This window comes from Pseudomonas sp. H1_A03 (assembly GCF_054685145.1).
On record NZ_CP162829.1, the window covers coordinates 5,460,671 to 5,484,457 of the forward strand.

Consider the following 23,787-nt stretch of genomic DNA (forward strand, 5'->3'; position numbering starts at 1 on the left):
CACGTTACTGCTCGCTGATGGATTTCACATCAGCCTTGGCCGCACCACCAATCGCGATGCGCTTAGGCTTGGCTTCCTCCGGTACAACCCTGAGCAAATCAATGCTCAGCAAACCATTGGCGAGCTGCGCGCCCTGCACTTCAATGTGGTCGACCAGGCGGAACGACAAGCGGAACGCGCGCTGGGCGATACCCTGGTGAAGGTAGGTGATGCCTTCATTGTGTTCGCGCTTGCCGCCGGCGACGGTCAACACGCCTTTTTCCACCTGGATCTCCAGGTCATCCTCCACTAAGCCTGCGGCCGCGATGACGATCCGGTAATGGTCATCACCGTGCTTTTCGACGTTGTGGGGTGGGTAGGTGGTACCGGCCTCGCTGCGAAGCGCCGATTCAAAAAGGTCGTTGAAACGGTCAAAACCGACAGAGTGGCGGAACAGTGGGGCCAAGGAAAGAGTAGTAGCCATAGCAAAATCTCCTGAGTTTTCTCCAAGTGATTTGATACGCGACCCGGATTCGGCATCGCGTAAAGCCTAAGTAGGTTCAGGAGGAAAAATTTCAAGCGTCGCCCATAAAATTTTTTTAACGGCCCCATCAGAACAGTCCCCGTCATCCGTCACGAAGCAAAAACGCGGCAAGCTGGATGAGCATTTCCAGGCAGGCTGAGGGGCCAACATTCATGCGTGAGTGAGGTACCAGCGCCAGTCCTGCTCTCCGACTTCAGCATTGAATTGACGGAACTCGCGCCACTTGATCGCCAGAAACACTTTCAGGAATTCAGCTCCCAGCGCCTCGTGTGCCCACGTTGAACGTTGCAATGCGTGCAACGCGGTAAGCCAGTCGGTGGGTAGAAAATCGGTCGCCTGTTCATAGCCATTGCCCTCAATCGCCGGGCCAGGGTCGCTTTGATGCGTGATGCCGTAGTGAATGCCCGCGAGTACGGCGGCCGCGGCGAGATAGGGGTTGGCATCGGCACCGCAAATGCGGTGTTCGATGTGCCGACTTATCGCAGGGCCGCCAGGCACGCGCAGCGACACAGTACGATTGTTGACGCCCCAACTTTTCGCCAGCGGCGCGTAACTGCCGGTCTGGAACCTGCGATATGAGTTGGCATGGGGGCAAAATATTGCCAGCGAGTCAAACAAGGTTGCCATCATCCCTCCAATGGAGTGACGCAACAGCGGTGTGCCCTGTGGGTCTTCGCTCGCGTACAGATTGTGACCCTGCTCGTCGGCCAGGCTGACGTGCAAATGCATACCGCTGCCCGCCTGATCGCTGAACGGCTTGGCCATGAAGCACGCTTGCAGCCCATGTTGGTTGGCAACGCCTTTGACCAAGCGTTTGTAACGTACGCCTTCATCAATGGCCTGGAGTGCGTCGAAACGATGCTCCAGCGTCAACTCGACCTGGCCCGGAGCGTACTCGGAGATCGCCGTACGCACGGGTAACCCCTGTAGCGCGCAAGCCGCGTAAAGGTCATCAAGAAACGGTTGAAGCTGCTCGAGTTCGTATACGCCATAAACCTGAGGTGCAACTGGGCGTACGCCATTGGTCTGCAACGCCGGCTGCGGTCGACCGTTGACGTCGCGCTGTTGGTCCAGCAGGTAAAACTCCAATTCAACGGCCATTACCGGATGGAATCCATCGGCTTTCAGCCGTTCGATGGTGTTCACCAGTACATGGCGCGGGTCGGCGGGCGCGGCGGGAATGCCTTGGGTCGGGTGCATGCTGACCTGCACTTGACCGGTGGGACGGCTGCGCCAGGGTTGCAGGGTCAGGCTTCCTGGTAAGGGATAGGTCCAGCAATCAGCGTCAGCGACATCCCAGACCAAGCCTGTGTCTTCTACGTCCTCGCCCTGCACGGTCAAGGCGAGAATGGAACTTGGCAGCGGCCGACCATTTTCGTAGATCGCCAGTAATTCATCACGGTGCAACAGTTTGCCCCGTGGAACACCATTCGCGTCGATAAGGAACAACTCGATGCTCAGCACTTCAGGGTGAGCGGCCAGATAATCCTCGGCCTCTTTTTTATCAGCAAATTGCATGTCAAACCTCTTAGCGCTCATTCAAGCGACTTGGCGGTAGTTGAGAAAAACGGGGTGTCACACAGCTATTTATGAAGGGATGACCCGAGCCCCTGGTAGGGCAAGCAGCGTGGTCAGCGCGCTATCCAACTCACTGATCAGCCTGTCGATATCCGCATCACTTGTCTGCGGACAGCACAGGGTCATGTTGTGAAAAGGTGTGATCAGGATTCCGCGATTGATCAGATAGAGATGCAGAGCCATTTGAAGGCTGTCATGAAAAGCCGCTTCGGCTTGCGCACCCGTTCTGGGCGGGGTGGCACAGAATTGAAACTCACAACGCGCGCCCAACTCCGTGACTGACCAGTTCAGTTGGTGCCGTTTGAACACCGCCCGAAAGCCCTGCGCCAGTCTTGAAGCCAGGGGCAGCATGTGCTGGTACGCAGACGCTGTCATGACCTCTTCGAGGCTGACTCGCATGCAACGCATCGCCAGTGCATTGGCGGACAGCGTCGTTCCCATCCCACTGTGGCCGTGCCCGCTGCTCTCTTCGCTAACGCTCCTCTGCGCGTCTTGCATGGCCAAGGCGACGTGCTCACTGACGCCAAACACCGCGCAAGGCACGCCACCTGCGATGGGCTTACCCACCACGAAAAAGTCGGGTTTCAAATCCCATAGGCGAGTGCATCCACCGATGCCGGTGGAAATGGTGTGGGTTTCGTCAATGACCAACAGGCTGCCATATTTGCGGGTCAACGCTCGGCACTTTTGCATGAAACCCGCATCTGGCAGGACCATGCCTATGTTCGTCATCGCCGGCTCGCACATCAGCGCACACACGTCCCCCTGGGCTAAAGCAGCCTCAAGTGCGGCAACATCGTTGAAGGGAATAGATCGACTGTATTGGGTCAAGTCGTAGGCTTGGCCCACAAGGCCTGCACGGTGCACCGTTTTGCCGTCGCGGTACCGCACCATCACGTCATCCACCGTCCCGTGATAGCAGCCGTCGAACACCAGCAAGACATTGCGCTTGGTAATAGCGCGCGCCCAGCGCAGAACATAACGATTGGCGTCAGTAGCCGTGGCAGTGACCTGCCAATATGGCAACTCAAATCGCTGAGCCAACAACTCGCCGCAGACCACAGCGTCTTCGCCAGGCAACATCGTCGTTAAGCCGTTATTCGCCTGTTCTGCGATAGCACGGGCGATAGGATCAGGTGAATGGCCAAACATGGCGCCCGTGTCGCCCAGGCAAAAGTCAACGTACTCATGATTATCGACATCTACGAAGCGTGCACCCTTGGCACGCTGAACGAAGAGCGGCGAAGGCATCGACCAATCGCTCATCCAGTGCATGGGAACACCGTTGAAAAGATTCGCCTTGGCACGCTTGGCCAGTGCCATTGACGTTGGGTTGTTTTTTATAAAACGGGCACGCTCGGAGGCGGTAAAAACAGCAATCGCTGATTCACAAATTCCACTGTTCGACATGGTCAAAACCCTAAGTTAATTATTAAACGTTTATTCCTGAATGACGGCCGAATACCGCTTAGTGAATTCACCTACTCTTTGATAAGTCGCACTTTTATATATCGCAGTGACAGCCGCGCTCCCACCCGGGATCATTGATTGATCGCGCGGGAGCGTCAGACTTAATAGCCGGCTTGAAGCGTTAAAATGCGCTGTTTACTTCTGGATAAAACAGAACGTAACGTCCGCGTCCTGAACTCAGGTTTGAGGGGCTTTGTTCTCGACCAGACAGTTCCCGCCATCCACCACGAGGACTTCACCCGTGATGTAACTGGCGTCAGGCGACGCCAGAAATGCAACTGCCGCCGCCACTTCGCGAGGCGTGCCTGCCCGCCCTATTGGGGTAAAACATCCCGCCTCTGCTTCAACGGGCGTGGTTGACGCGGTGGTGATCCACCCGGGAGCCACGCTGTTGACGGTAATCCCCTGCTTGGCGACTTCAAGTGCAAGTCCCATATTCATGCCAACCATTGCGGCCTTGGCGGCGCTATAAGCGGCTTCGCCCGGATTGCTTCCTCTGGTTCCGGTGGTGGAACTCATATTGACAATGCGCCCGTAACGTCGCGCCCGCATACCCGGTAAAACGGCCCGAGTCAGAAGAAAAGCTGTCGTTAAGTTTCTTGCCAGTGAAAGATTCCAGTCACACAGTTCCATTGTTACTAATTCCGAGAAAACCTCAGGGCTTCCTTGCATGGTCATGCCGGCGTTATTTACCAGAATATCGATCCGTCCCCAGACTGTTTCTGCCCATAGGCTGAATTCAAGCACCTGACGTTCATCGGTGAGGTCAGTGGGCCGACCTTCAACTTCAAACCCTTCAAGGCGTAACTCTTTAACCCGATCCGCGATGCGGTTGCTGCTAGCAGTGATGATCAACTTCGCCCCGGCTGCACCTAGCCGTCGAGCAACAGCCATACCGATCCCGGATTCACTCCCGGCACCACTGACCAGTGCCACATGCCCCCTCAATTCCGTACCCAACATGGTGTGCCCCACGTATTTAATTCGAAAGAGAGTAGAAATTAGGCCAGTAGACCTGATAAATAAAGACGATCATCATCAGAAAATCTGACAACCACCATGGCGTTTACCAGTGAGTCACTTAAAGTTTTCCTTGCGGTTGTCGACAGTGGATCCTTTTCTGCCGCCGCACGGAAATTGGGCCGGGTACCCTCGGCCATCAACATGGCTGTGTCACAGCTTGAAGCAGAGCTTGATTTATTGCTTTTTGACCGATCAACCCGCAAAGCTGTCCCTACGGCAGCCGCCAAAGCACTTGAGCCCCAAGCACGACAGGTGGCGAGCCAGATAAACCTGCTGGACGCGCATGCCCTGCAGCTTCATCAGGGGTTGGAGCGGCGCTTGATACTGGCGATGGCGCCGGAGTTGCAAACAGGCGTATGGAGTCGTCCATTGTCCATTATTGCCAAAGAGTTCCCCACGCTTGAGATCGAGATTCGCTCGGCTTCCCACCCGGAGGCGATTCGCATGCTCCATGAAGGGCGTGTGCAATTAGCACTTGGATTTGAACGGCCCGGGCTCGACGAGCGGGAGACGTTTCTTGAGGCGGGAAGCCAGTTGTTAGTGGCGGTTGCCTCTCCAGATCATCCTGCGGCTGCCGGCAAAAAAAGCCCTTTAAGCGAAGAGCAACTGGTGGATATTCGGCAGATCATAGTGGCTACTGGAGGGCCTACAGACTCTGACCCACGCGTTGTGCTGTCGCGGCGAATTTGGCTCAGCGACAGTTATCTGGCAACGCTGGATCTGGTGCAGCAAGGGTTGGGCTGGGCTTATCTTCCCCAACCCCTGGTGCAACCTCTCATCACTTCGGGCGCATTGACGGAGGTGGTGTTTGACTACATGCCGAGTCAGATGCGGTTGTGGGTCGATATTATCTGGGTGAAGAATCGACCTCTGGGGCTTGCAGCCAGTCGCTACCTGAGCTTGATGCGCAAAATTGTCGAAGGTGAGCCTCGTCGTGTTTGAGGAATCACAAATACTGGCCATTCTTCGTGGTCGCCAGCGGTTTGGCGCGCAGGGATAGCGCGATATACCTCATTGCGGCCATTGTTCAAGCAGTATTGAAACAAACTTTTCTGCCGCGGGAGAGAGTGATGCGCCGCGGCGGTAAACCAGACCCAGGGAGCGGTTCACTATCGGCTCAATCAACGGCACGCTGACCAAGGTGGGGTGATCATGCGCCGGCATGGCCAGGCTCGGCATCGCCGACACCCCCAGCCCGGCTTCCACCAGACCCAGCGAGGTAGAAAGGTGCTGTACCTCGTAGAACCATTGTGGACGCCAACTCAAGCCTGACAACGCGTGATCAAGCAACATGCGATTCCCGCTCAGGCGGCCCACCCCGATAAGACGGTAATCACTGAGCTCAGACCATGTGACAGCACTGCGTCCAGCGAGCTCATGATCACGCCGGCAGGCCAAAACAAACGGCTCTATGACAAGGGGCACGAACTCGATATCAGGATGCTGCCCACTCATCATGTTGATACCGAAATCAGCCTCCCCTCGCAGCACCGCTTCAAGCCCCTCGTTTGCGCTCAAGTCCAGCAGGCGGATGCGAATTTGCGGATAGCGCTCGTTGTACAGGCGGATCACCGACGGCAGGAAATAGAATGCGGCCGTCGGGATGCACGCCAGGGTGACTCGGCCAATCTGGCGCTGGGCAAGTTCGCGGATATTGAGAATCGACTCATCGAAATCATCCAGCAATCGGCGCGCCTTGGGCAGGAAGTCCCGGCCGACGCTCGTGAGGCTGACCTTGCGCGTGGTGCGATCCAGCAACGCGGTGCCCAGCCCCTCTTCGAGTTTTTTAATGCGACGACTGAGTGCAGGCTGAGACAGGTGAAGCGCATCGGCAGCTTCGTGAAAGCTGCCAAGTTCGGCGATCTTCACGAAAGATCGGATATCGTTAAGCTCATAATCCATGTCTTGCCTCACCAACAGAAGAAGTCGATCCGTAATTTAAAGCAAATCTATCATTCGTCAAACGCAATAATCTCGTCAATTTTTGCATTGGAAACATTTTTGAAACCTTGAGACTCTTGCTCCAAGAGCATCAATTACGTCGATTGATCAACAAGAGTCAGAGTCATGCAAAGAATTCCCTGTGTGCTGATGCGCGGTGGTACCTCCAAGGGGCCGGTGTTTCTCGACTGGGATCTGCCGGCTGTCATCGCGGAACGCGACGAGCTGCTGCTCAACGTGATGGGCTCCGGCCATGAGCTGGAGATCGATGGTATTGGCGGTGGCAGCCCGCAAACCAGCAAGGTCGCTATTGTCAGCCCTTCCCTGCACCCGGACGCGGACGTCGATTACCTGTTCGTCCAGGTGATGGTTTCGCAGCGCCGGGTCGACAGCGCCCCCAACTGCGGCAACATGCTGTGTGCCGTCGGCCCGTTCGCCATCGAGCAGGGCTTGGTCAAAGGTACGCCGGGGCGCACTCGCGTGCGCATTCGCAATGTGAACACCGGGACCTTTATCCATTCCGAGGTATGCACACCGGATGGCAAAGTCAGTTACGAGGGCGACACCGCGATCGACGGTGTGCCGGGTACTGCGGCGCCGGTGCAACTGACGTTCCTTGATGCAGCCGGCAGCAAGACCGGCAAACTCCTCCCCACTGGCAACACGCAAGATGTGATCGATGGAATTGCGGTCACGTGCATCGACATGGCAATGCCCATGGTGCTGATCGAAGCCAGCCAACTGGGCAAGCGTGGCGATGAAAGCCCGGCAGAACTGGACGCCGACAAAGACTTCCTGCGGCGCCTAGAGTCATTGCGACTTCAGGCAGGCCTGGCGATGGGCCTGGGTGATGTCAGCGACAAAGTGATTCCAAAGCCGGTGCTGGTCTCGCCCGCCAACGCTGGCGGTACGCTCCAAGTTCGTTATTTCATGCCACACAACTGCCACCGCGCGCTGGCCATTACCGGCTCGATCGGGTTGGCCACCGCGTGTGTGATCGACGGCAGCATCGTCGCGCAAATGCTCGGCGGCATCAGTACGCCGCGCCTTGAAGCGGTGCGCATCGAGCACCCAAGCGGTGGGATTGATGTCGTATTGTCCTACACGGGTGTTAACGGTGAGACAATTCAGGCTTCCGTCGTTCGCACAGCGCGCAGGCTTTTTTCCGGCTTCGTTTATGCCACGGACTCTCAACGCCTCGCCGGATAATTCCGGTGATCGTTGGCATTTTTGCATCCGCACAATTCTAAAAATGGGTGATGCCATGAAAGTTGTTAAATCGCTCTACTTCCAGATTCTCTGCGCCGTGGTGCTGGGTATCGTCGTCGGACACTTCTGGGCCCAGCAGGCCATCGCGCTCAAACCGTTGGGTGACGCATTCATCAAACTCATCAAGATGATGATAGCTCCAGTGGTGTTCTGCACCATCGTCACTGGCATCGCCGGAATGAGCGACAAACGCTCGCTTGGGCGCCTGCTCAGCAAAACCATGCTGCTGTTCTTCGTATTGACGGTGATCAGCCTGGTGATTGGCCTGGTGGCGGTGTATGTGTTCCAGCCGGGCGCTGGCATGAACATCGATCCCAGCCAACTGAGCACCAAGGGACTGACCCAGTACACGGAGTCGGCCGCGAAACTTGGGGTTGTAGAGTTTTTCATGCACATCATCCCCGAAACCTTTATCGGTGCCTTCAGTAAAGGTGAAGTGCTGCCGGTTCTGTTTATCGCGGTGTTGTCCGGCTTTGCCTTGTCGTCGCTGGGCGAGCGTGGCAAGCCGGTACTCGACGTACTCGAGTCCGCCTCGCACATGGTCTTCAAGATTTTCGCTTACCTGATGCGCTTTGCACCGATCGGCGCTTTTGGGGCCCTGGCGTTCACCGTCGGCCAGTACGGCATCACCTCGCTGGGTTCGCTGGCAAAGCTGATCATGACCCTGTACATCGCCTGCGGTTTCTTTGTCTTCGCGGTACTGGGCAGCATTTGCCGTGCGAACGGCTTCAGCCTGTGGAAATTGCTGCGCTACTTTCGCGAAGAATTCCTGGTGGTACTCGGGACCTCCTCCACGGAACCTGTCATGCCGCGCATGCTGGAGAAACTCGAAGCACTGGGTTGCAAGAAAGGCGTCGTGGGCCTGGTGCTGCCCACCGGCTACTCGTTCAACCTGGACGGCACGGCCATCTACCTGTCGTTGGCGGCGATTTTCATTGCCCAGGCCTGCAACATTGACCTGAGCCTGACGCAAATCATCACCATGCTGGCAATCATGCTCCTGTCCTCCAAAGGCGCCGCTGGCGTTACCGGCAGCGGGTTCGTGGCACTGGCCTCGACCCTGACGGTCATTCACGACATCCCGTTGGCCGGCCTGGCGTTGCTGATCGGCGTTGACCGATTCATGTCTGAAGCCCGGGCCCTGACCAGCCTGGCCAGCAACGCAGTTGCGACAGTGGTGATTTCGATGTCTGAAAACGCCTGCCACCGCGAAACGCTGAACCGGATGCTCGACGGCAAATCTTCTGCGGCACAGGGACAAGCCTGGGAAGACCTGACGGTCGCCAAACGCATCTAGCAAAAACCGAATAACACCTACTCCTGACTGAACCCCCCTCCCCGCCAGGCGCCGTTGTGCCGCCCGGCGGGTCAGGGCTCGTGCGCCTCGGCGTCAGCCATTTTTACGATAACAACAAGAGAATCGTCCTATGCTCGCTTTCCTTGGCCTGGCCATGGTGGTCGTATTCACCTTCCTCATCATGACGAAGCGCCTGTCGCCCATCGTCGCGCTCACCGTCGTACCTATCGTCTTCGCCGTGATTGGCGGCTTCGGCGGCACCACGGGCAAGATGATGCTTGACGGCCTGAAAATGGTCGCGCCGTCTGCCGCATTGCTGTTGTTCGCGATCCTGTTCTTTGGCCTGATGATCGATGCGGGCCTGTTCGACCCGCTGATCCGCAAGATCCTCAAGCGCGTCAATGGCGACCCGATGAAGATCGCGGTGGGCACCGCCTTGCTGTCCCTGGTGGTCGCGCTCGACGGCGACGGCACCACCACCTACATGATTACCTGCGCGGCGATGCTGCCGCTGTACAAACGCATCGGCATGAACCCGATGATCCTGGCGACTATCTCCATGCTGTCCCTGAGCATCATGAGCGGCATGACACCCTGGGGCGGCCCCGCGACACGGGCCATCGCAGCGCTGGGCCTGGATGCCGGCGCATACTTCGTGCCGTTACTGCCGACCATGATCGGCGGTGCCATGTGGGTGGTCTTTGTGGCTTTCGTACTGGGGCGAGCCGAGCGCAAGCGTATTGGCAACGTGCAACTGCAAAGCGGTGGCGGCGATTGCTACATCAACGCGATTCTTGAGGACACGCCCCACAAGCGTCCCAAACTGGCCTACGTCAACCTGGTCCTGGTGATTGCGGTGATGGTGGCCCTGGTGATGGGGCTGATGCACTCCGCGATCCTGTTCCTGATCGGCTTTGTGCTCGCACTGATGATCAACTACCCGCAATTGGATATTCAGAAAGAACGCATCCTGGCGCACTCGGGCAACGCTATGACGGTCGTGTTGCTGGTGTTCGCCGCAGGGATTTTTGCCGGGATTTTTTCCGGCACCAAGATGGTGGATGCCCTGGCCCAGACGCTGGTCGACTGGATCCCTCCGTCCTGGGGCCACCTGTTTCCATTGGTGGTTGCGATCACCAGCATGCCGCTGACCTTCGTGCTGTCCAATGACGCCTACTATTTTGGTGTAGTGCCGATCCTTGCCAATGCGGCCGCCGCTTACGGCATAGACCCGGTAGAAATCGCGCGTGCCTCGATCCTCGGGCAACCCGTGCATCTGATGAGTCCGCTGGTCGCATCGACGCTGTTGCTGGTGGGGATGGTCGACCGTGACATTGGTGACTTCCAGAAAGCCACTGTCAAGTGGGCGGTGTTGACCTCCTTGGTCGTCACCGCGCTGGCCTTGTTGACTGGGGCCATCAGCCTGTTTACCTGATTCATCTCTCTGCTGCCTTGCAACGCGCCTCGCTCACGGGGTGCGTGTCGCCCTGCACGCCAAATAACAACAATGAGACGTTTGCCATGAACCCTATGTATACCCGTCAGGCCCTTTTTTGTGCATTGGGTCTGGTGCCGATCGCCGGTGCCAATGCCGAAGGCTTTATTGATGACAGCAAGCTCAAGCTGCAACTGCGCAATGTGTATTTCAACGAGAACTTTCGCGATGAGCACGGCATGAGTGCACGTGCCGCGAGAACGGCAAAAAGCGAACGTACCGAATGGGCCCAGGGATTCTTGCTGGACTATCAGTCCGGATTCACTGCGGGTACTCTCGGCTTCGGCGTTGATGCCCTGGGGCTCTACGGCGTAAAGCTCGACTCAGGACGCGGTCGCAGCGGTACCGGGCTCATGCCGATTCATGACGACGGCCGCGCAGCGGGCGAATTTGCCAGCGCCGGCGCCACCGCGAAAGCCCGGTTCGCCAAAACCACCGTCAAGTACGGCACCCTGCTGCCCAAGACCCCGGTGCTGATTTACAACGACGCACGTCTGTTGCCCCAGACCTATCAGGGCACTCAGGTCAGCAGTAACGACATCGAGAACCTGACGGTCACCGGCGGGCACCTGGACCGTTTCAAATTACGCGACTCCACCGACAGCGTGCCGATTGTGCCGGATGGCTACAGTGGCGAAAAGTCAGGCGACTTCAACTACGCCGGCGCCGAATACAAATGGGGGAAAAACACCCGCTTGAGTTATTTCTACGGCGAACTGGAAAACTTTTACCGCCAGAACTTCGCCGGTATCCAGCACGACCTGCCGCTGGCCGGTGGCGTGCTGACTGGCGACCTGCGGTACTTCAACAGCGCTGATAGCGGCTCTGCCTACGCAGGCAAAATCGATAACGACATGTTCAGCGGGCAATTGTCCTACGCGATCGCTGGCCATACCGTTGGCGGGGGCTACCAGAGCCTGCGCGGCGATGCCGGTTTGCCCTACATCAGTGGCGCAACCGTGTACTCGTTCAGTAACGCCGGCATTGGCAAGTTCATCGAGGAAGACGAAAAGACCTGGATGCTCAACTACGGCTACAACTTCGCCGCCGTCGGCGTCCCCGGCCTGACTTTCTCTGCGCGCTACTTGAGCGGCAATGACGGCAAGTCCACCACCACGGTCAAGGAATGGGAGCGCGATACCGAACTGGCCTACGTTGTACAGGCCGGCACGCTCAAGGGCCTGGGTGTGCGCATGCGCAACTATGTGTACCGCTCGGAGTTCTCCCGAGGGCGCGACAGCAACCGCCTCTACCTCACCTACGACATCGCCCTCTGGTAAGTCGACGATTGCGGCCCATGCGGCCGCTTTCCTACAGGTTAAGGCAAGGCCCCCTCAACATGCTGGCACTCAATGCCGCTGTCGAGGCGGCGCGAGCCGGGGATGCAGTACGAAAGCCGCGCCCTTTTGCTCGCTTTGGCGAAAGTTGAGGCCCAACGCTTCCAAGGCAATAGGGACCTTGACGCTGTTGGGGGGAGCAATGCCGTGACCGCCACGCAACATGCAAGACGCTAACGAGCGAGTAGAGAGGACCCGCAACAGCGGGCGCATGACCCGCTGTTGCAGACGTGCGACAGGACTTATTTTTGCGGCACCACATTCCGGTCCAGGAAGCGGTGGATTTCACCACTGATCTCGTTCAAGTGTGTTTCCAGTGCGAAGTGCCCGGTGTCGTAGAGATGTACCTCAGCTTTGGGAATATCACGCTTGAATGCGTTCGCGCCTGCCGGGAGAAAAAACGGATCGTTCTTTCCCCAGACGGCCAACATCGGCGGCTGATATTTGCGGAAATACGCCTGGAACTCGGGGTAGCGCTTCACGTTGGTGGCATAGTCTGCGAACAGGTCCAGCTGGATTTCATCGTTACCGGGACGCGACACGAACGCGTAATCCAAGGTGTATGTTTCAGGTGCGATACTGTCAGGGTCCGCTACGCCATGCGTGTATTGCCACTTGATTGATTCTGGTTTGAGCAGCTCGCGCAATGCGTTGCGGTTCTGGGCAGTGGGCGCGTTCCAGTAACGTTGAATCGGGTTCCAGCCCTCGCTGAGGCCTTCAACGTAAGCATTCCCGTTTTGGCTAATGATTGCGCTGATTCTATCGGGGTGTGCGACGGCCATCCGCCAGCCTACAGGCGCACCGTAGTCGAAGACTTGAAGAGCGTAGCGATTCAGCGCAAGCGCTTCAGTAAATCCATCCATGGTTTTGGCGATGTTGTCGAACGTGTATGAGTACTTCGCCCGATCAGGGCTGTCCGAGAATCCAAAACCTGGGAAGTCAGGGGCAATCACGTGGTAACGGTCCGCTAGTTTCGAAATCAAGTCGCGATACATGAATGATGAGGTAGGAAATCCATGAAGCAACACGATGGTTGGCGCCGATGGGTCGCCCGCTTCCCGATAAAAGATGCGGACCCCTTTTACCTCTACAAAATGGTGTTGGACGTCGCTTGCCCTTTGGTGGCTAATGTCGGCTGCTTCCACTCCCGCGCTGGCGAGCGCTGCACTGAGGGCAGTGGCGGCTAACAACGTTTTAATGCTCATGCAAACTCCTTGGACACTGAATGAAAAAGATAAGTGGTCTATCAGGCGATGAGTTCATGGCTTGTCGAGCGTCAGGCGCACCCACTTGATAGGGCTATATTGCCTGTTTCAATAAACCAACATAATCTGAGAATATTGGTAATCTCCCTACCAAATATTGGAACATTCCATGGACAGATTTGAGGCAATGAAGCTGCTCGTGGCTGCGATTGATGCTGGCAGCCTGACGGCAGCCGGACGGCTAGCCGATATCCCTCTTCCCACCATCAGCAGGAAAATTTCTGACCTGGAGATGCTGATAGGTAGCCGCTTATTGATTCGAACCACGCGTAGGCTCTCGTTGACCGATGCAGGGGTGGCTTATGTGGCTGCTGCACGCCGAATATTGGAGCAGTTGGAGGTTGCCGAACGCGAAGCTGCCGGAGAATTCATTGCCCCCAAAGGCGAACTGGTCCTGACCGCGCCCATCATGTTCGGCCGGCTGCAGGTGCTGCCGATCGTCAACGCGTTTTTAGGGGAGTTTTCCGAAATCAACATCCGGCTCCTGCTTTCTGATCGCAACGCTCACCTCGTTGACGACCACGTGGACATGGCAGTGCGCATTGGAACACTCGCTGATAGCGGCATGATCGCCACTCAGGTGGGGGCCATGAGAACTGTAATTTGCGCGAGTCCTAGGCTGCTGGAAGCGTATGGAAGACCTGAATGTCCCGCAGACCTGCAGAACTTGCCAACCGTGCGACTTGACGCCCCTATGCCTTTTCAACACTCAAAACATGGCGTGGCAGAATCAACGAGGCGGATGCCCCCGCGCTTATCGGTGACGACCGCTGACGCAGCAGCGCAGGCCGCCATTGATGGCGTTGGAGTCGTTCAGTTATTGCACTACCAAGTCGCGGAGGCGATCAGCGAGGGACTGCTGGAGATTGTGCTGGATAACTATGAGCCTCCGTCGGCGCCTATCAACCTGATCCACATGTCACCTGGGCATATGCCCCTGAAAATGAGGCGATTTCTGGATTTCGCGATTCCTCGGTTTCGTCAGCGCCTGGATCAGTAAACTCAGCAATGGCGTGCGAACCTCACTCAGTTTGCTCCGACAGTTTAGGAATTATTCATGGCATTCATTGTTACCTGCGTTGTGTCCCTATTTTTTTGGACTGTTGTTTCAGTAATCACAGGGGCTGAGGAGCCGTGGGACCTGGCCAGTTACTGGACGATCATCTATCCCGCCGCGCTAGCGCTGTCGGTAATCCTCGGGGCAGTACTAAGAAGCTCACAGTGGTCCGCAGGTGGCGTCGTAATGCTCTCCCAGATCCCAGTGGTTTTAGCGATTTCTGGTGCATCCCCGTTGCTAGGCGTCGGTATCATCTATGCGGCCCTTCTCTCAATTCCGGCGATAGCCCTGTCATGGCTCGCTGGCAAATTGCGCTCAGGTAAGAACGGACGATGGACATCTACGAAGAAATGAAGGCTCCGTTCCGGGAACAACCGAGACGCGTACTGATTACACAATAAAGATTGAGCCAGGCAAAAAAATACGGCGGCCGGACAGTACGACGTAACCCCCTGTTCGCCCAAATACGATTGATAGATGCCCTTTGCGCAGATCCCCCCGCAAAGCCAAGACAGAGTGTGCTCAAGTTATCAATTTTGTTGGGCTCGCTGCGCTACGTCGCAAAGCCATCGGCGCAACAGTTGGGCTGCCTCACCCAACACCACATCGTTGGCCTGCACCACGTAATAGCCTTTACCTGTCCTTAGGACAGCGTCAAAGACCGGTACGAGCAGGCCTCGCTGTACGTCCTCCTCAACCAGCCAAGGGCTGGTGAGCACTAGACCTTGATCGCGCCGGGCCGCGTCGATTGCCAGCTCAGACTGGTCGAATTTGAGGCTGCTGGAGAAGCTATCGGGAGACATCCCGACCGATGATAGCCATTGAGACCAGTGGGCATGAGACGTCGTATAGAGCAAGGTTGCCCCCAGCAAACAATCAAGGCTATGCAACTGGAGCCGTTCGCGGTAAGCCGGGCTGCAATAAACCCTTACCTCGTCCGGCAACAGCAGTTCTGCGTTCACGTCACTGCCATATCCATCGAAATGCCGCACTGCCAGGTCGCAAGTAGCGTCATTGAAATCCACAGCATCGGTAGATGCGCTCAAGTGCAGTTGCACCTCTGGATGACGTTCCGTGAACAAAGGCATGCGCTTTGCGAACCAGGAGTTGGCGAACGCCGGCGGCAGGCTTAAACGTACCTGCTTGTCCCTACTCCCTCGGACGGCGAGATTGGCGGTCTCTAGCTGGCGAAGCGCCGGCTTGACTTGCTCCCAATAGCTCAGCGCTTCAGCCGTTGGTCGTAGCCTGCGAACGTTACGCACAAACAGCGGCGTTCCTAGCCAACCTTCCAGCTTGCGAATTTGTTGCCCTACTGCTCCCGGCGTCACAAACAACTGGCGTGCCGCAAGACTGACGCTTCCCGTTCGCATGACCGCGTCGAAACAAGCTATGGCCCGAAGGGGCGTATCAGCTCTCATAACGTAGTTTTTCTCTTCTATAGGCTGAAAACACGTGATTTGTAGCGGCTTGCTTACTTTCGCACAATCCACGTTCGCCGTAGGGCAACAACAGATCCTAACTTCCAAGGAAAGGCCAATGTCGATTGTTCGAGCAACCTGGTTTGACGATAAATCACCCGAGGTGAACAGCAGGTCGTCGCAGGCAAATAAAGGGTTGCCCCAATCAAAAGGTATCGATGAATGAGGAAGTCAGTAGACGGAGCCGCCACGGCGGTGATGGTTCTGCTATGCCTCATATGGGGTGCCCAGCAAGTGGCGATCAAAGCTGTTGCGGGCGACATAGCTCCTATCATGCAGGTCGCCGTTCGCTCCGGAGTCGCTGCACTCCTGGTCTGGCTAATAGGAAAATGGATCATGCGGGAGGTATGGTTACCAAACGTTTGGTGCCGCTCCGGGTTAGTCGTGGGCGTTTTATTTGCCGCTGAGTTTCTGCTTGTTGCGCAAGGACTACGCTGGACAAGTGCTTCGCATATGGCGGTTTTTCTTTATACAGCGCCGTTATTCGCCGCCATCGGCCTGCACCTGCGCCTGCCGGAGGAGCGTCTTGGTGCAATGCAATGGCTTGGCATGTCTTTAGCATTCGCCGGTATTGCCATCACCTTTCTCATGCCGCGTGATGGGGGCGCGACTCAGCCAGCCATCACGGACAGTCTGCTGGGCGATCTGCTGGGTTTAGGCGCAGGTGCTGCATGGGGGTTCACGACCGTAGCGGTGCGTACCAGTCGCCTCAGTGAGGCACCAGCAACCCAGACTCTGTTCTACCAACTCGCGGGCGCGTTTCTCCTCTTGTTGCCCTTAAGCCTGCTGCTAGGCCAGAACGCAGTGACCTTTTCAACCCAAGCTCTGGCCAGCTTGATTTTTCAAACAGTGATTGTGTCAGTAGCAAGTTACTTAATCTGGTTCTGGATGCTTCGTCGCTACCTCGCAGCTCGCCTTGGTGTGCTGGCTTTCATGAGTCCGCTCTTTGGCGTACTCATGGGGTACCTATGGCTTGGAGAACAGACAAGTTACGGATTTCTGCTGGGTGCAAGCCTCACTATTGTTGGCCTGCTGGTAGTGAATCTCAGCAAGTCGGGCGGACAGACTCAGGAGGAAAGCAGTTATCTGAGACCCAAAAATCGCAAGGAGAAAGTACCGTTATAAACCCGTGGCTGCTCTGGAGCGCCTTAGATATTTGTAGACGGTAGCCCGTGATAGAGATAACAGCTCGCAGATGTAGTTGGTTGCATTGCGCAACGCGAAGACTCCGCCTTTATCCATTTCACCAATCAGTGCCACCATTTCTTCTGAAGTAAGCGACGCCAATGTCACCCTGCGAGCCCTCAAAAATTCATCCATGATCGCGTGCGCTGACTCTTGGAAATCGGTGGCAAACAATGCCGGAGGCTTCTCAACTGTATTTTCAAAACCTAAAAATGATGCAGCGATTTCTGCCATCCCGCTCATGACAGTGATGTCAAAATTTACGCATAAGAGCCCGATCTGGATCCCTTCAGGATCTCGGAGCACCGCTGTAACCGACCTTAGCTGTCGGCGATCAAAATTCACCTTTCTATAAGGGCCCGCAACATCTCCCTCGAATGATGCCCCATCGTTGATATCCGTCAATGAACTGTCGCCGACCCGCCGCTGAGAGAACACATTGAAGATATGTGCAATCTTTCCGGAGGCCAGGTCATGAATAATGACCTCGGCGTGCGGATCCAGGAGCTTCGCAATCGCCTGGGCGCTGCTGATGTAATTATCCAGATGTTTATTCACGGTAAAAATATGCCTCGAAAAAATACAAAACGTCTTCAGGATACTAATTGTATTTTTGTGCTATGGTTATGCCCGCCTTTACTGAAGCGCCCGATTGTAGCGCCATATCCCGTCTAACGGCGGCGAGTAACCGCCAGTCAGCCGGGTAAGCACAACGCCCGTCTTTCAATAGCCGATGGAGCAATCGATGAATATCTACACCCAAGCGCAAATCATGAGTGCCTTGTGCCCGAGGGACGCTGCTGCGCTGATTGCAGAAGGATTCATTGCCCATGCTAACGGACGGGTGCAGCTACCTCAGGTTCAAAGCTTTCAGTTCCCGGCCAGCAACGGTGACTGCTGCGTGAAGTCGGCTTGGATGCTAGGAGACGAGGTGTTTTCAGTCAGGGTCTCGGCAGGTTTCTACGACAATCCTGCGAAGGGTTTTTCCAGTAACGGTGGGTTGACGCTGATTTTCTCGGCCTTGACGGGGCAACCCGTCGCTTTGCTTCGGGATGGCGGCTGGCTGACCTCAATGCGTACAGCGCTGGCGGGGCAAATCGTGGCGAGGGCCATGGCGCCCTCACAGGTGAGAGGCATCGGTGTGGTGGGTACCGGCGACCAGGCACGCATGCAACTGGAACACCTGATGCCCGTCACGGCATGTCGACGCTTGACGGTTTACGGGCGTAACCGGCAAGGCTTGGAACAATACTGTGAATTTGCCGACGCTTTAGGCTTTGATGTCGTTGCTACCCAAGATGCAAAGGACGTTGCGACCAACTCCAACCTGATCATCACGGCTACACCCTCTCGCGAAGCCATCATCGCGAATGAATGGGTCAACCCTGGGACACACATCACTGCTATTGGCGCAGACAGTTTTGGCAAGCAAGAGCTGGATGTGCGCCTGGTTGCACGTGCCGATGTGATTGTCGTGGACTCAATCGAGCAATGCTGCCAATTCGGTGAGATTTCAGGAGCCTTCAAATCCGGCCTGATCGACAAAGGCAGCCTTGTAGCACTCGGCAGCGTATTGAGCGGTCACGCCATCGGACGACAGGACGACACGCAGATTACCATTGCAGACCTTACAGGCTTAGGCGTGCAGGATGCTCAGATTGCGAAATGCGCCGTGGCATCATTAGCGCACTAATGGATAGCGACGCGATTAGACGGGGTTTAAATGATGAAGCTTGACCCATCAGGAGTCAGCAAGCCCCCGGTGATTCAATGGGAGGCCCATGCGTGCTTGCCATTGATTCCCGGACAGGATATGTCCCGCCTGAACAGGTATCGAGCAGCCGGCTTCCATCATGTGTCGATCAACGTTGGCATGGACATGACCCCGTTTGAAACGGTGATCCGAACAATTGCGGGGTTTAGAAGCTGGCTGGCTGATCACCCGGAAGACTTTGTCCTGGTGGCCACCGCCGACGATATCTACCAGGCGCACAAGTATAGAAAGCTCGCGGTCTCCTTTGACCTCGAAGGTTCAAACATGCTGCTACAGGATCCTGCGATGGTGGCACTGTTCGCAAGCTTAGGGGTTCGCCAAATGTTGCTTGCCTACAACCGCGACAACAGTTGCGCTGGCGGCTGCCATGGAGCAAGTACCGGATTGACCCCCCCTGGGACGCAAGATCGTACAGGGTATTAATACAGCAGGAATTATCATTGACTGTTCGCACGCCAGCAAAAGCGCCAGTCTTGAAATTATGGAAATTTCACAGCTCCCTGCGATTTTTTCTCACACCAACGTTAAAGCGGTTTTTGATCACCCGCGAACAATCGACGACGAACAAATATTCGCGTGTGCGGCTCAAGGTGGGGTGATCGGACTTACAGGTTTAGGCATATTCTTGGGCGACCCATCCGCCTCTGTAGACGCTTACATTCGACAAATCGACTATCTGGCAGAGCGCATCGGGACACGCCATATTGGGATAGGCTTGGATACCGAGTTGTACCCTGAGCATAAAGATTTGCCGGAAGGTGAAAAAGAGGAAGACTGGTGGCCGATTGAGCACTATGGCCAGATGAACGGACATGTTCAATTGCAGCCAGAGACACTGGGTGAGGTTGCACAACAATTAACGCGCTTGGGTTACTCAGATGCGGATATCCAGGCGATCTACGGCAATAATTTCATGCGTATTGCACAGGCAACCTGGCCAAGACCGAAACCTGGGACTTGAATCGCACCCCGTTAATTGAACACGCGTCTGATCAATTGGATGAGCAATCAACGCGCTACAGAAGCGTGCAGCCGTTCCAGGCTGTCAATCGAGTGCTGGCGCAGGCGCACAGTAATCACTGCGGATTGACCGGCGTGTCAATTAGCGTGATGACACACCTTACTTCCTGAGAGCCTCGACGACTACGTCAGCGGTACCAATCCGGTGCGCGTAGTCGACGTCTTTGTCGACGAACTCGACTTGGTCAACTTGGGGTTTGATAACGCTATTCCTGCTGATACAGGCCGACCTGGTTATCACCCTGCGATCCTGCTGAAGATCTATATCTACGGCTATCTCACCGAATTCAGTCGAGCCGGCGCCTGGAGCAAGAAGCCTAGTGTAACGTCGAATTGATGTGGCTGACTGGGCGTTTGATGCCGGACTTCAAGACTATCGCCGACTTCCGAAAAGACGCCAGCAAGGCCATCCGAAGCGTCTGTCGCCAGTTCGTTGTGCTGTGTCAGCAGTTGGGATTGTTTGGAGAGAATCGGGTCGCCATCGATGGCAGTCAATTTATGATCACCTGGGAAATCCAAAGCAAAAAAAAGCCTGCATCTCTGCAGGCTTTCTCTATCTGGCTCCACGACCTGGACTCGAACCAGGGACCCAATGATTAACAGTCATTTGCTCTACCAACTGAGCTATCGCGGAATGCGCCGTATGTTACTGATTGAAAAGGAGAAGTCAAGCTTTCTATGGCACTCGCTGCGATTAAACCGGATGGCCGGTTGAATCCGCGTGCTCGCTGGCCAACTCCAGCCAGGCCAGGGCGGCGGGTGGTAAGTGGGCGCTGGCGCGCCAGGCCAGGGCGATGTGCCAGTCGGTGTGAGGTTCGTCCAAGGGGATCAGGGCGATGCCGGCGTGTTGATGTTTGTGCGCCAGCATGCGCGGCAGGAAGGCCACGCCCAAACCGGCGGCGACAAGGTCGACGATGAAGTCGATCTGGCCGCTGCGTGCCGTCACCTTGGGGGTGACGCCTTTGCGTTCGCACGCAGTGAGAATCTTGGCGTTCAGGGCGAAGCCGGCTTCAAACAGGATGAAAGGTGAGTCCGCCAAGTCGGTGAAGTCGATGCGTTTGCGCCGAGCCAATGGGTGGCTGATGGGCAACACGGCGATCAGTGGTTCATTGCGTACGGGTTGGTAGTCGAAGCCTTCGTCCACCGGCAGCAGCAGCGCCGCCAAGTCGACCTCCCCCGCTTCCAGGCACTCGCGCAGTTTTTTGCTGCCGTACTCGGTGAGTTCGATGTCGATGTCCGGATAGCGACTGCGGTAGGTGGCAAACATCGTCGCGAACAGCACGCCGCAGCCCACAGGCGGCAAGCCGATTCGCAGCACGCCGCGCTTGAGGCCGCGCAGGTCGTTGATCTCGGCCACCAGGTCGTTGTGCTCGGCGAGCAGCACCAAGGCGCGGCGGTAGGCAATTTCGCCGGCGGCGGTGAGTTCGTTGCGGTGGCCGAGACGGTTGAGCAACGGCGTGCCCAGTTCGTCTTCGAGGGTCTTGACCGCCTTGCTCACGGTGGATTGGGTCAGGGACACCACCTCGGCAGCCTGGGAGAAGCCACCTTGGCGCACCACTTCGACAAAGGCACGCAGTGTTCTCAGGTTCATCGGTATTCCTTTGGCGACTGGCTACAAGTGATAAAAGTTGTTTTTATCATGCCAGATATTTGCCTATCCTGATCCGCCCTGGCTTGTGGAGACACCGTTCATGATCATCTCGTCCGCCTCCGACTACCGCGCAGCCGCCAAGCGCAAGCTGCCGCGCTTCCTGTTCGACTACATCGACGGCGGCGCCTACGCCGAACACACGATGCGCGCGAACAGTTCGGACCTGGCCGAGATCAGCCTGCGCCAGCGCGTCCTGCGCAACGTGGATAACCTGAGCCTGAAGACCACGGTGTTCGGCCAGACACTGGACATGCCGGTGATCCTCAGCCCGGTGGGCCTGACCGGCATGTACGCGCGACGCGGCGAAGTGCAGGCGGCCAAGGCAGCGGCGAACAAAGGCATCCCGTTCTGCCTGTCGACGGTATCGGTGTGCCCAATTGAAGAGGTGGCGTCGCAAAGCGCGCAGGCGATCTGGTTCCAACTGTACGTGCTCAAGGACCGTGGCTTCATGCGCAACGCACTGGAACGAGCGCAGGCGGCCGGCGTCACGACGCTGGTATTCACCGTGGATATGCCCACGCCCGGCGCGCGCTACCGCGATGCCCACTCGGGCATGTCCGGGCCATTCGCAGCACAGCGACGCATGTTGCAAGCTGTCACCAAGGCGCAATGGGCCTTTGATGTGGGGTTGATGGGCCGCCCGCACGACCTGGGCAATATCTCCAAGTACCTGGGCAAACCCACCCACTTGGAAGACTACATCGGCTGGCTGGCCAACAACTTCGACCCGTCGATCAGTTGGAAAGACTTGGAGTGGATCCGCGAATTCTGGAAGGGCCCGATGATCATCAAGGGCATCCTCGACCCACAGGATGCCAAGGACGCGGTGAGTTTCGGCGCCGATGGCATCGTGGTTTCCAACCATGGTGGTCGTCAGTTGGATGGCGTGCTGTCCACCGCTAAGGCCTTGCCACCGATTGCCGATGCGGTAGGCGACGACCTTACGGTGCTGGTCGACTCCGGCATCCGTTCCGGGCTGGACGTGGTGCGCATGCTCGCCCTGGGTGCCAAAGCCTGCCTGCTGGGTCGCGCCAGTGCCTACGCGCTGGCCGCCAATGGCCAGCATGGCGTGGAAAACCTGCTGGACATCTTCGCCAAGGAAATGCGCGTGGCCATGACCCTCACGGGCGTGACGTCGATTGACCAGATTGACCAAACTACCTTGGTTGGCCAACACCTTCAAAACGGGTAACCATCGGCCAAATAACCGGCGCCATTATTCAACGACTGTTTCTACATATAAGAATGGTCGTTGTTTTATAAGAACATTTAATAATGTTAAACCATTTGGCATGAATATCGCTCTAACCTCTCCAAGCAGGTTAAGCGATGACAAGACGTGCGGCGGTTCCCAGGGGTTATAACCCAGTGAAAAGCGGTCTAAACTGTAACCAATGTTTTACGGAACTGAAGGAACAGTTAGACGCTTGGCACTCGCCACTCTCATCGAGCCTGTAAGACAGCTAAGAGCTTAGAGGCCGATCGCTTATGAAAACACCTACCCAGACCAACGCAATTGACTTCGACAGTGCCAAATTGCAGCGCCTGGGGTTTGGTCAGCCATCCCTCGTCCCACGCCGCCCCACCACCATCACTCAACTTCGCCAGCAACTGGGCCTGCAACTGCAAACCAGCCTGGAACCGGAGCGCATCCTCGGTGTTTTCTTCCGAGAGATCCAACGCCTGGTGCCTCTGGACGCACTGCAATACCGCCATCAAGCCAGCGACCTGCGCCTGGAGTTCGGCCATCGCGGCCACCATACGGCGAGCTACAGCCTGAGCCATGAAGGCGAGCACCTCGGTGAATTAATCTTTCGCCGCAACCAGCGCCTGGTGGAAGAAGAACTGGGCCAGCTCGAATCCCTGCTGGCCACCCTGCTCTACCCGATGCGCAACGCTCTGCTTTACCGTGCCGCCACCCGCAGCGCCCTGCGCGACCCGTTGACTGAGACCGGCAACCGCATTGCCATGGACCAGACCTTGCAACGGGAAATCGACATGGCGCGCCGGCACTTGAACCCGCTGTCCTTGCTGATGCTCGACATCGACCACTTCAAGGTCATCAACGATACCCACGGCCACACCGCCGGCGATACCGTGTTGCGCGCCGTCGCCGCAGCTATAAAGAGTCAATTGCGCAACGTGGACATGGTGTTTCGATTTGGCGGGGAAGAGTTTCTGATCCTGCTGTCCAACACCGGCCGAGACGCGGCGGCAATGGTCGGCGAACGCCTGCGCCAAGCGGCACAGACCCAGGATTACCGGGCGGATGGAGAACGGATCGAATTGACGGTGAGCCTCGGTTGTTCGACCTTGCTGGCTGCAGAATCTGCCGAAAGCCTGCTGCGCCGAGCTGACAGCGCGTTGTACGTGGCCAAGCGCGAAGGCCGCAACCGCTTGGCGATGGCGGGGTAAGCCCTAACC

At 56.7% G+C, this 23,787-nt stretch carries 21 protein-coding genes, 1 tRNA gene and 1 pseudogene; 13 read left to right on the top strand and 10 right to left on the bottom strand.

Annotation, left to right across the window (positions count from 1 at the left end; all coding sequences use genetic code 11):
• Window positions 1–4: 4 nt before the first annotated feature.
• From AB4O35_RS25265 to AB4O35_RS25280, 4 genes are all read right to left on the bottom strand, one after another.
• Window positions 5–463 (bottom strand): Hsp20 family protein, encoded by a 459-nt coding sequence (locus tag AB4O35_RS25265; RefSeq protein ID WP_049712265.1) that lies wholly within the window; start codon window positions 461–463, stop codon window positions 5–7.
• Window positions 464–673: 210 nt separating this feature from the next.
• On the bottom strand, window positions 674–2,041 hold the full coding sequence (locus tag AB4O35_RS25270; protein ID WP_065945324.1) for a glutamine synthetase family protein: 1,368 nt from the start codon (window positions 2,039–2,041) through the stop codon (window positions 674–676).
• 69 nt (window positions 2,042–2,110) lie between these two features.
• Window positions 2,111–3,511, bottom strand: a complete 1,401-nt coding sequence (locus tag AB4O35_RS25275) for an aspartate aminotransferase family protein (RefSeq protein ID WP_065945323.1) — start codon at window positions 3,509–3,511, stop codon at window positions 2,111–2,113.
• Window positions 3,512–3,748: 237 nt separating this feature from the next.
• Window positions 3,749–4,534, bottom strand: a complete 786-nt coding sequence (locus tag AB4O35_RS25280; RefSeq protein WP_065873291.1) for an SDR family NAD(P)-dependent oxidoreductase — start codon at window positions 4,532–4,534, stop codon at window positions 3,749–3,751.
• A 96-nt stretch (window positions 4,535–4,630) separates the two neighbouring features.
• On the opposite strand from AB4O35_RS25280, the gene AB4O35_RS25285 reads away from it, so the two are divergent.
• Entirely contained in the window at window positions 4,631–5,536 is a 906-nt protein-coding gene (locus AB4O35_RS25285; RefSeq protein WP_065873292.1) for a LysR family transcriptional regulator, read from the top strand.
• 69 nt (window positions 5,537–5,605) lie between these two features.
• On the opposite strand, the gene AB4O35_RS25290 is transcribed toward AB4O35_RS25285, so the two are convergent.
• Window positions 5,606–6,496, bottom strand: a complete 891-nt coding sequence (locus AB4O35_RS25290; RefSeq protein ID WP_065873293.1) for a LysR family transcriptional regulator — start codon at window positions 6,494–6,496, stop codon at window positions 5,606–5,608.
• A gap of 165 nt (window positions 6,497–6,661) precedes the next feature.
• Between AB4O35_RS25290 and AB4O35_RS25295 the strand changes: the two genes are divergently transcribed.
• The 4 genes from AB4O35_RS25295 (at window position 6,662) to AB4O35_RS25310 (ending at window position 11,876) form a co-directional block, all read left to right on the top strand.
• Window positions 6,662–7,744, top strand: a complete 1,083-nt coding sequence (locus AB4O35_RS25295; protein WP_065873294.1) for a 4-oxalomesaconate tautomerase — start codon at window positions 6,662–6,664, stop codon at window positions 7,742–7,744.
• Between the two features lie 43 nt (window positions 7,745–7,787).
• Window positions 7,788–9,101 (top strand): dicarboxylate/amino acid:cation symporter, encoded by a 1,314-nt coding sequence (locus AB4O35_RS25300; protein WP_065873295.1) that lies wholly within the window; start codon window positions 7,788–7,790, stop codon window positions 9,099–9,101.
• Between the two features lie 130 nt (window positions 9,102–9,231).
• The gene (locus tag AB4O35_RS25305; protein ID WP_065873296.1) at window positions 9,232–10,536 is read left to right on the top strand and encodes a CitMHS family transporter; all 1,305 of its coding nucleotides are present in this window, start codon (window positions 9,232–9,234) and stop codon (window positions 10,534–10,536) included.
• Window positions 10,537–10,631: 95 nt separating this feature from the next.
• Entirely contained in the window at window positions 10,632–11,876 is a 1,245-nt protein-coding gene (locus AB4O35_RS25310) for an OprD family porin (RefSeq protein WP_371913950.1), read from the top strand.
• Between the two features lie 299 nt (window positions 11,877–12,175).
• On the opposite strand, the gene AB4O35_RS25315 is transcribed toward AB4O35_RS25310, so the two are convergent.
• Window positions 12,176–13,138, bottom strand: coding sequence for an alpha/beta fold hydrolase (locus AB4O35_RS25315; RefSeq protein ID WP_083207051.1), 963 nt, complete (start codon window positions 13,136–13,138; stop codon window positions 12,176–12,178).
• Window positions 13,139–13,307: 169 nt separating this feature from the next.
• Between AB4O35_RS25315 and AB4O35_RS25320 the strand changes: the two genes are divergently transcribed.
• Window positions 13,308–14,198, top strand: a complete 891-nt coding sequence (locus AB4O35_RS25320) for a LysR family transcriptional regulator (RefSeq protein WP_065880832.1) — start codon at window positions 13,308–13,310, stop codon at window positions 14,196–14,198.
• Window positions 14,199–14,785: 587 nt separating this feature from the next.
• On the opposite strand, the gene AB4O35_RS25325 is transcribed toward AB4O35_RS25320, so the two are convergent.
• The gene (locus AB4O35_RS25325) at window positions 14,786–15,673 is read right to left on the bottom strand and encodes a LysR substrate-binding domain-containing protein (protein WP_065945322.1); all 888 of its coding nucleotides are present in this window, start codon (window positions 15,671–15,673) and stop codon (window positions 14,786–14,788) included.
• A 222-nt stretch (window positions 15,674–15,895) separates the two neighbouring features.
• Between AB4O35_RS25325 and AB4O35_RS25330 the strand changes: the two genes are divergently transcribed.
• Window positions 15,896–16,858, top strand: a complete 963-nt coding sequence (locus AB4O35_RS25330) for a DMT family transporter (RefSeq protein ID WP_065873301.1) — start codon at window positions 15,896–15,898, stop codon at window positions 16,856–16,858.
• Here the strand turns inward: AB4O35_RS25330 and AB4O35_RS25335 are convergent.
• On the bottom strand, window positions 16,853–17,476 hold the full coding sequence (locus tag AB4O35_RS25335) for a helix-turn-helix transcriptional regulator (protein WP_065873302.1): 624 nt from the start codon (window positions 17,474–17,476) through the stop codon (window positions 16,853–16,855). The genes AB4O35_RS25330 and AB4O35_RS25335 overlap by 6 nt on opposite strands.
• A gap of 187 nt (window positions 17,477–17,663) precedes the next feature.
• Between AB4O35_RS25335 and AB4O35_RS25340 the strand changes: the two genes are divergently transcribed.
• The 4 genes and pseudogenes from AB4O35_RS25340 to AB4O35_RS25355 form a co-directional block, all read left to right on the top strand.
• A complete protein-coding gene (locus AB4O35_RS25340; RefSeq protein ID WP_065873303.1) occupies window positions 17,664–18,611 on the top strand; it encodes an ornithine cyclodeaminase family protein in 948 nt (315 codons plus the stop codon).
• Between the two features lie 30 nt (window positions 18,612–18,641).
• A complete protein-coding gene (locus tag AB4O35_RS25345) occupies window positions 18,642–19,115 on the top strand; it encodes a membrane dipeptidase (RefSeq protein WP_460149353.1) in 474 nt (157 codons plus the stop codon).
• 16 nt (window positions 19,116–19,131) lie between these two features.
• Window positions 19,132–19,653: a membrane dipeptidase gene (locus AB4O35_RS25350; protein WP_460149658.1), complete on the top strand. Its 522-nt coding sequence runs from the start codon at window positions 19,132–19,134 to the stop codon at window positions 19,651–19,653.
• A gap of 156 nt (window positions 19,654–19,809) precedes the next feature.
• Window positions 19,810–20,210, top strand: a pseudogene (locus AB4O35_RS25355) (transposase); the annotation flags it as partial.
• 60 nt (window positions 20,211–20,270) lie between these two features.
• Here the strand turns inward: AB4O35_RS25355 and AB4O35_RS25360 are convergent.
• Window positions 20,271–20,346 (bottom strand) — tRNA-Asn (locus AB4O35_RS25360).
• 60 nt (window positions 20,347–20,406) lie between these two features.
• The gene (locus AB4O35_RS25365) at window positions 20,407–21,303 is read right to left on the bottom strand and encodes a LysR family transcriptional regulator (protein WP_065873304.1); all 897 of its coding nucleotides are present in this window, start codon (window positions 21,301–21,303) and stop codon (window positions 20,407–20,409) included.
• A gap of 100 nt (window positions 21,304–21,403) precedes the next feature.
• On the opposite strand from AB4O35_RS25365, the gene lldD reads away from it, so the two are divergent.
• Together lldD and AB4O35_RS25375 are read left to right on the top strand one after the other, a co-directional pair.
• A complete protein-coding gene (gene lldD, locus AB4O35_RS25370) occupies window positions 21,404–22,555 on the top strand; it encodes an FMN-dependent L-lactate dehydrogenase LldD (protein ID WP_065945320.1) in 1,152 nt (383 codons plus the stop codon).
• A 296-nt stretch (window positions 22,556–22,851) separates the two neighbouring features.
• Window positions 22,852–23,778, top strand: coding sequence for a GGDEF domain-containing protein (locus tag AB4O35_RS25375; protein ID WP_065873306.1), 927 nt, complete (start codon window positions 22,852–22,854; stop codon window positions 23,776–23,778).
• Window positions 23,779–23,787 lie beyond the last annotated feature (9 nt).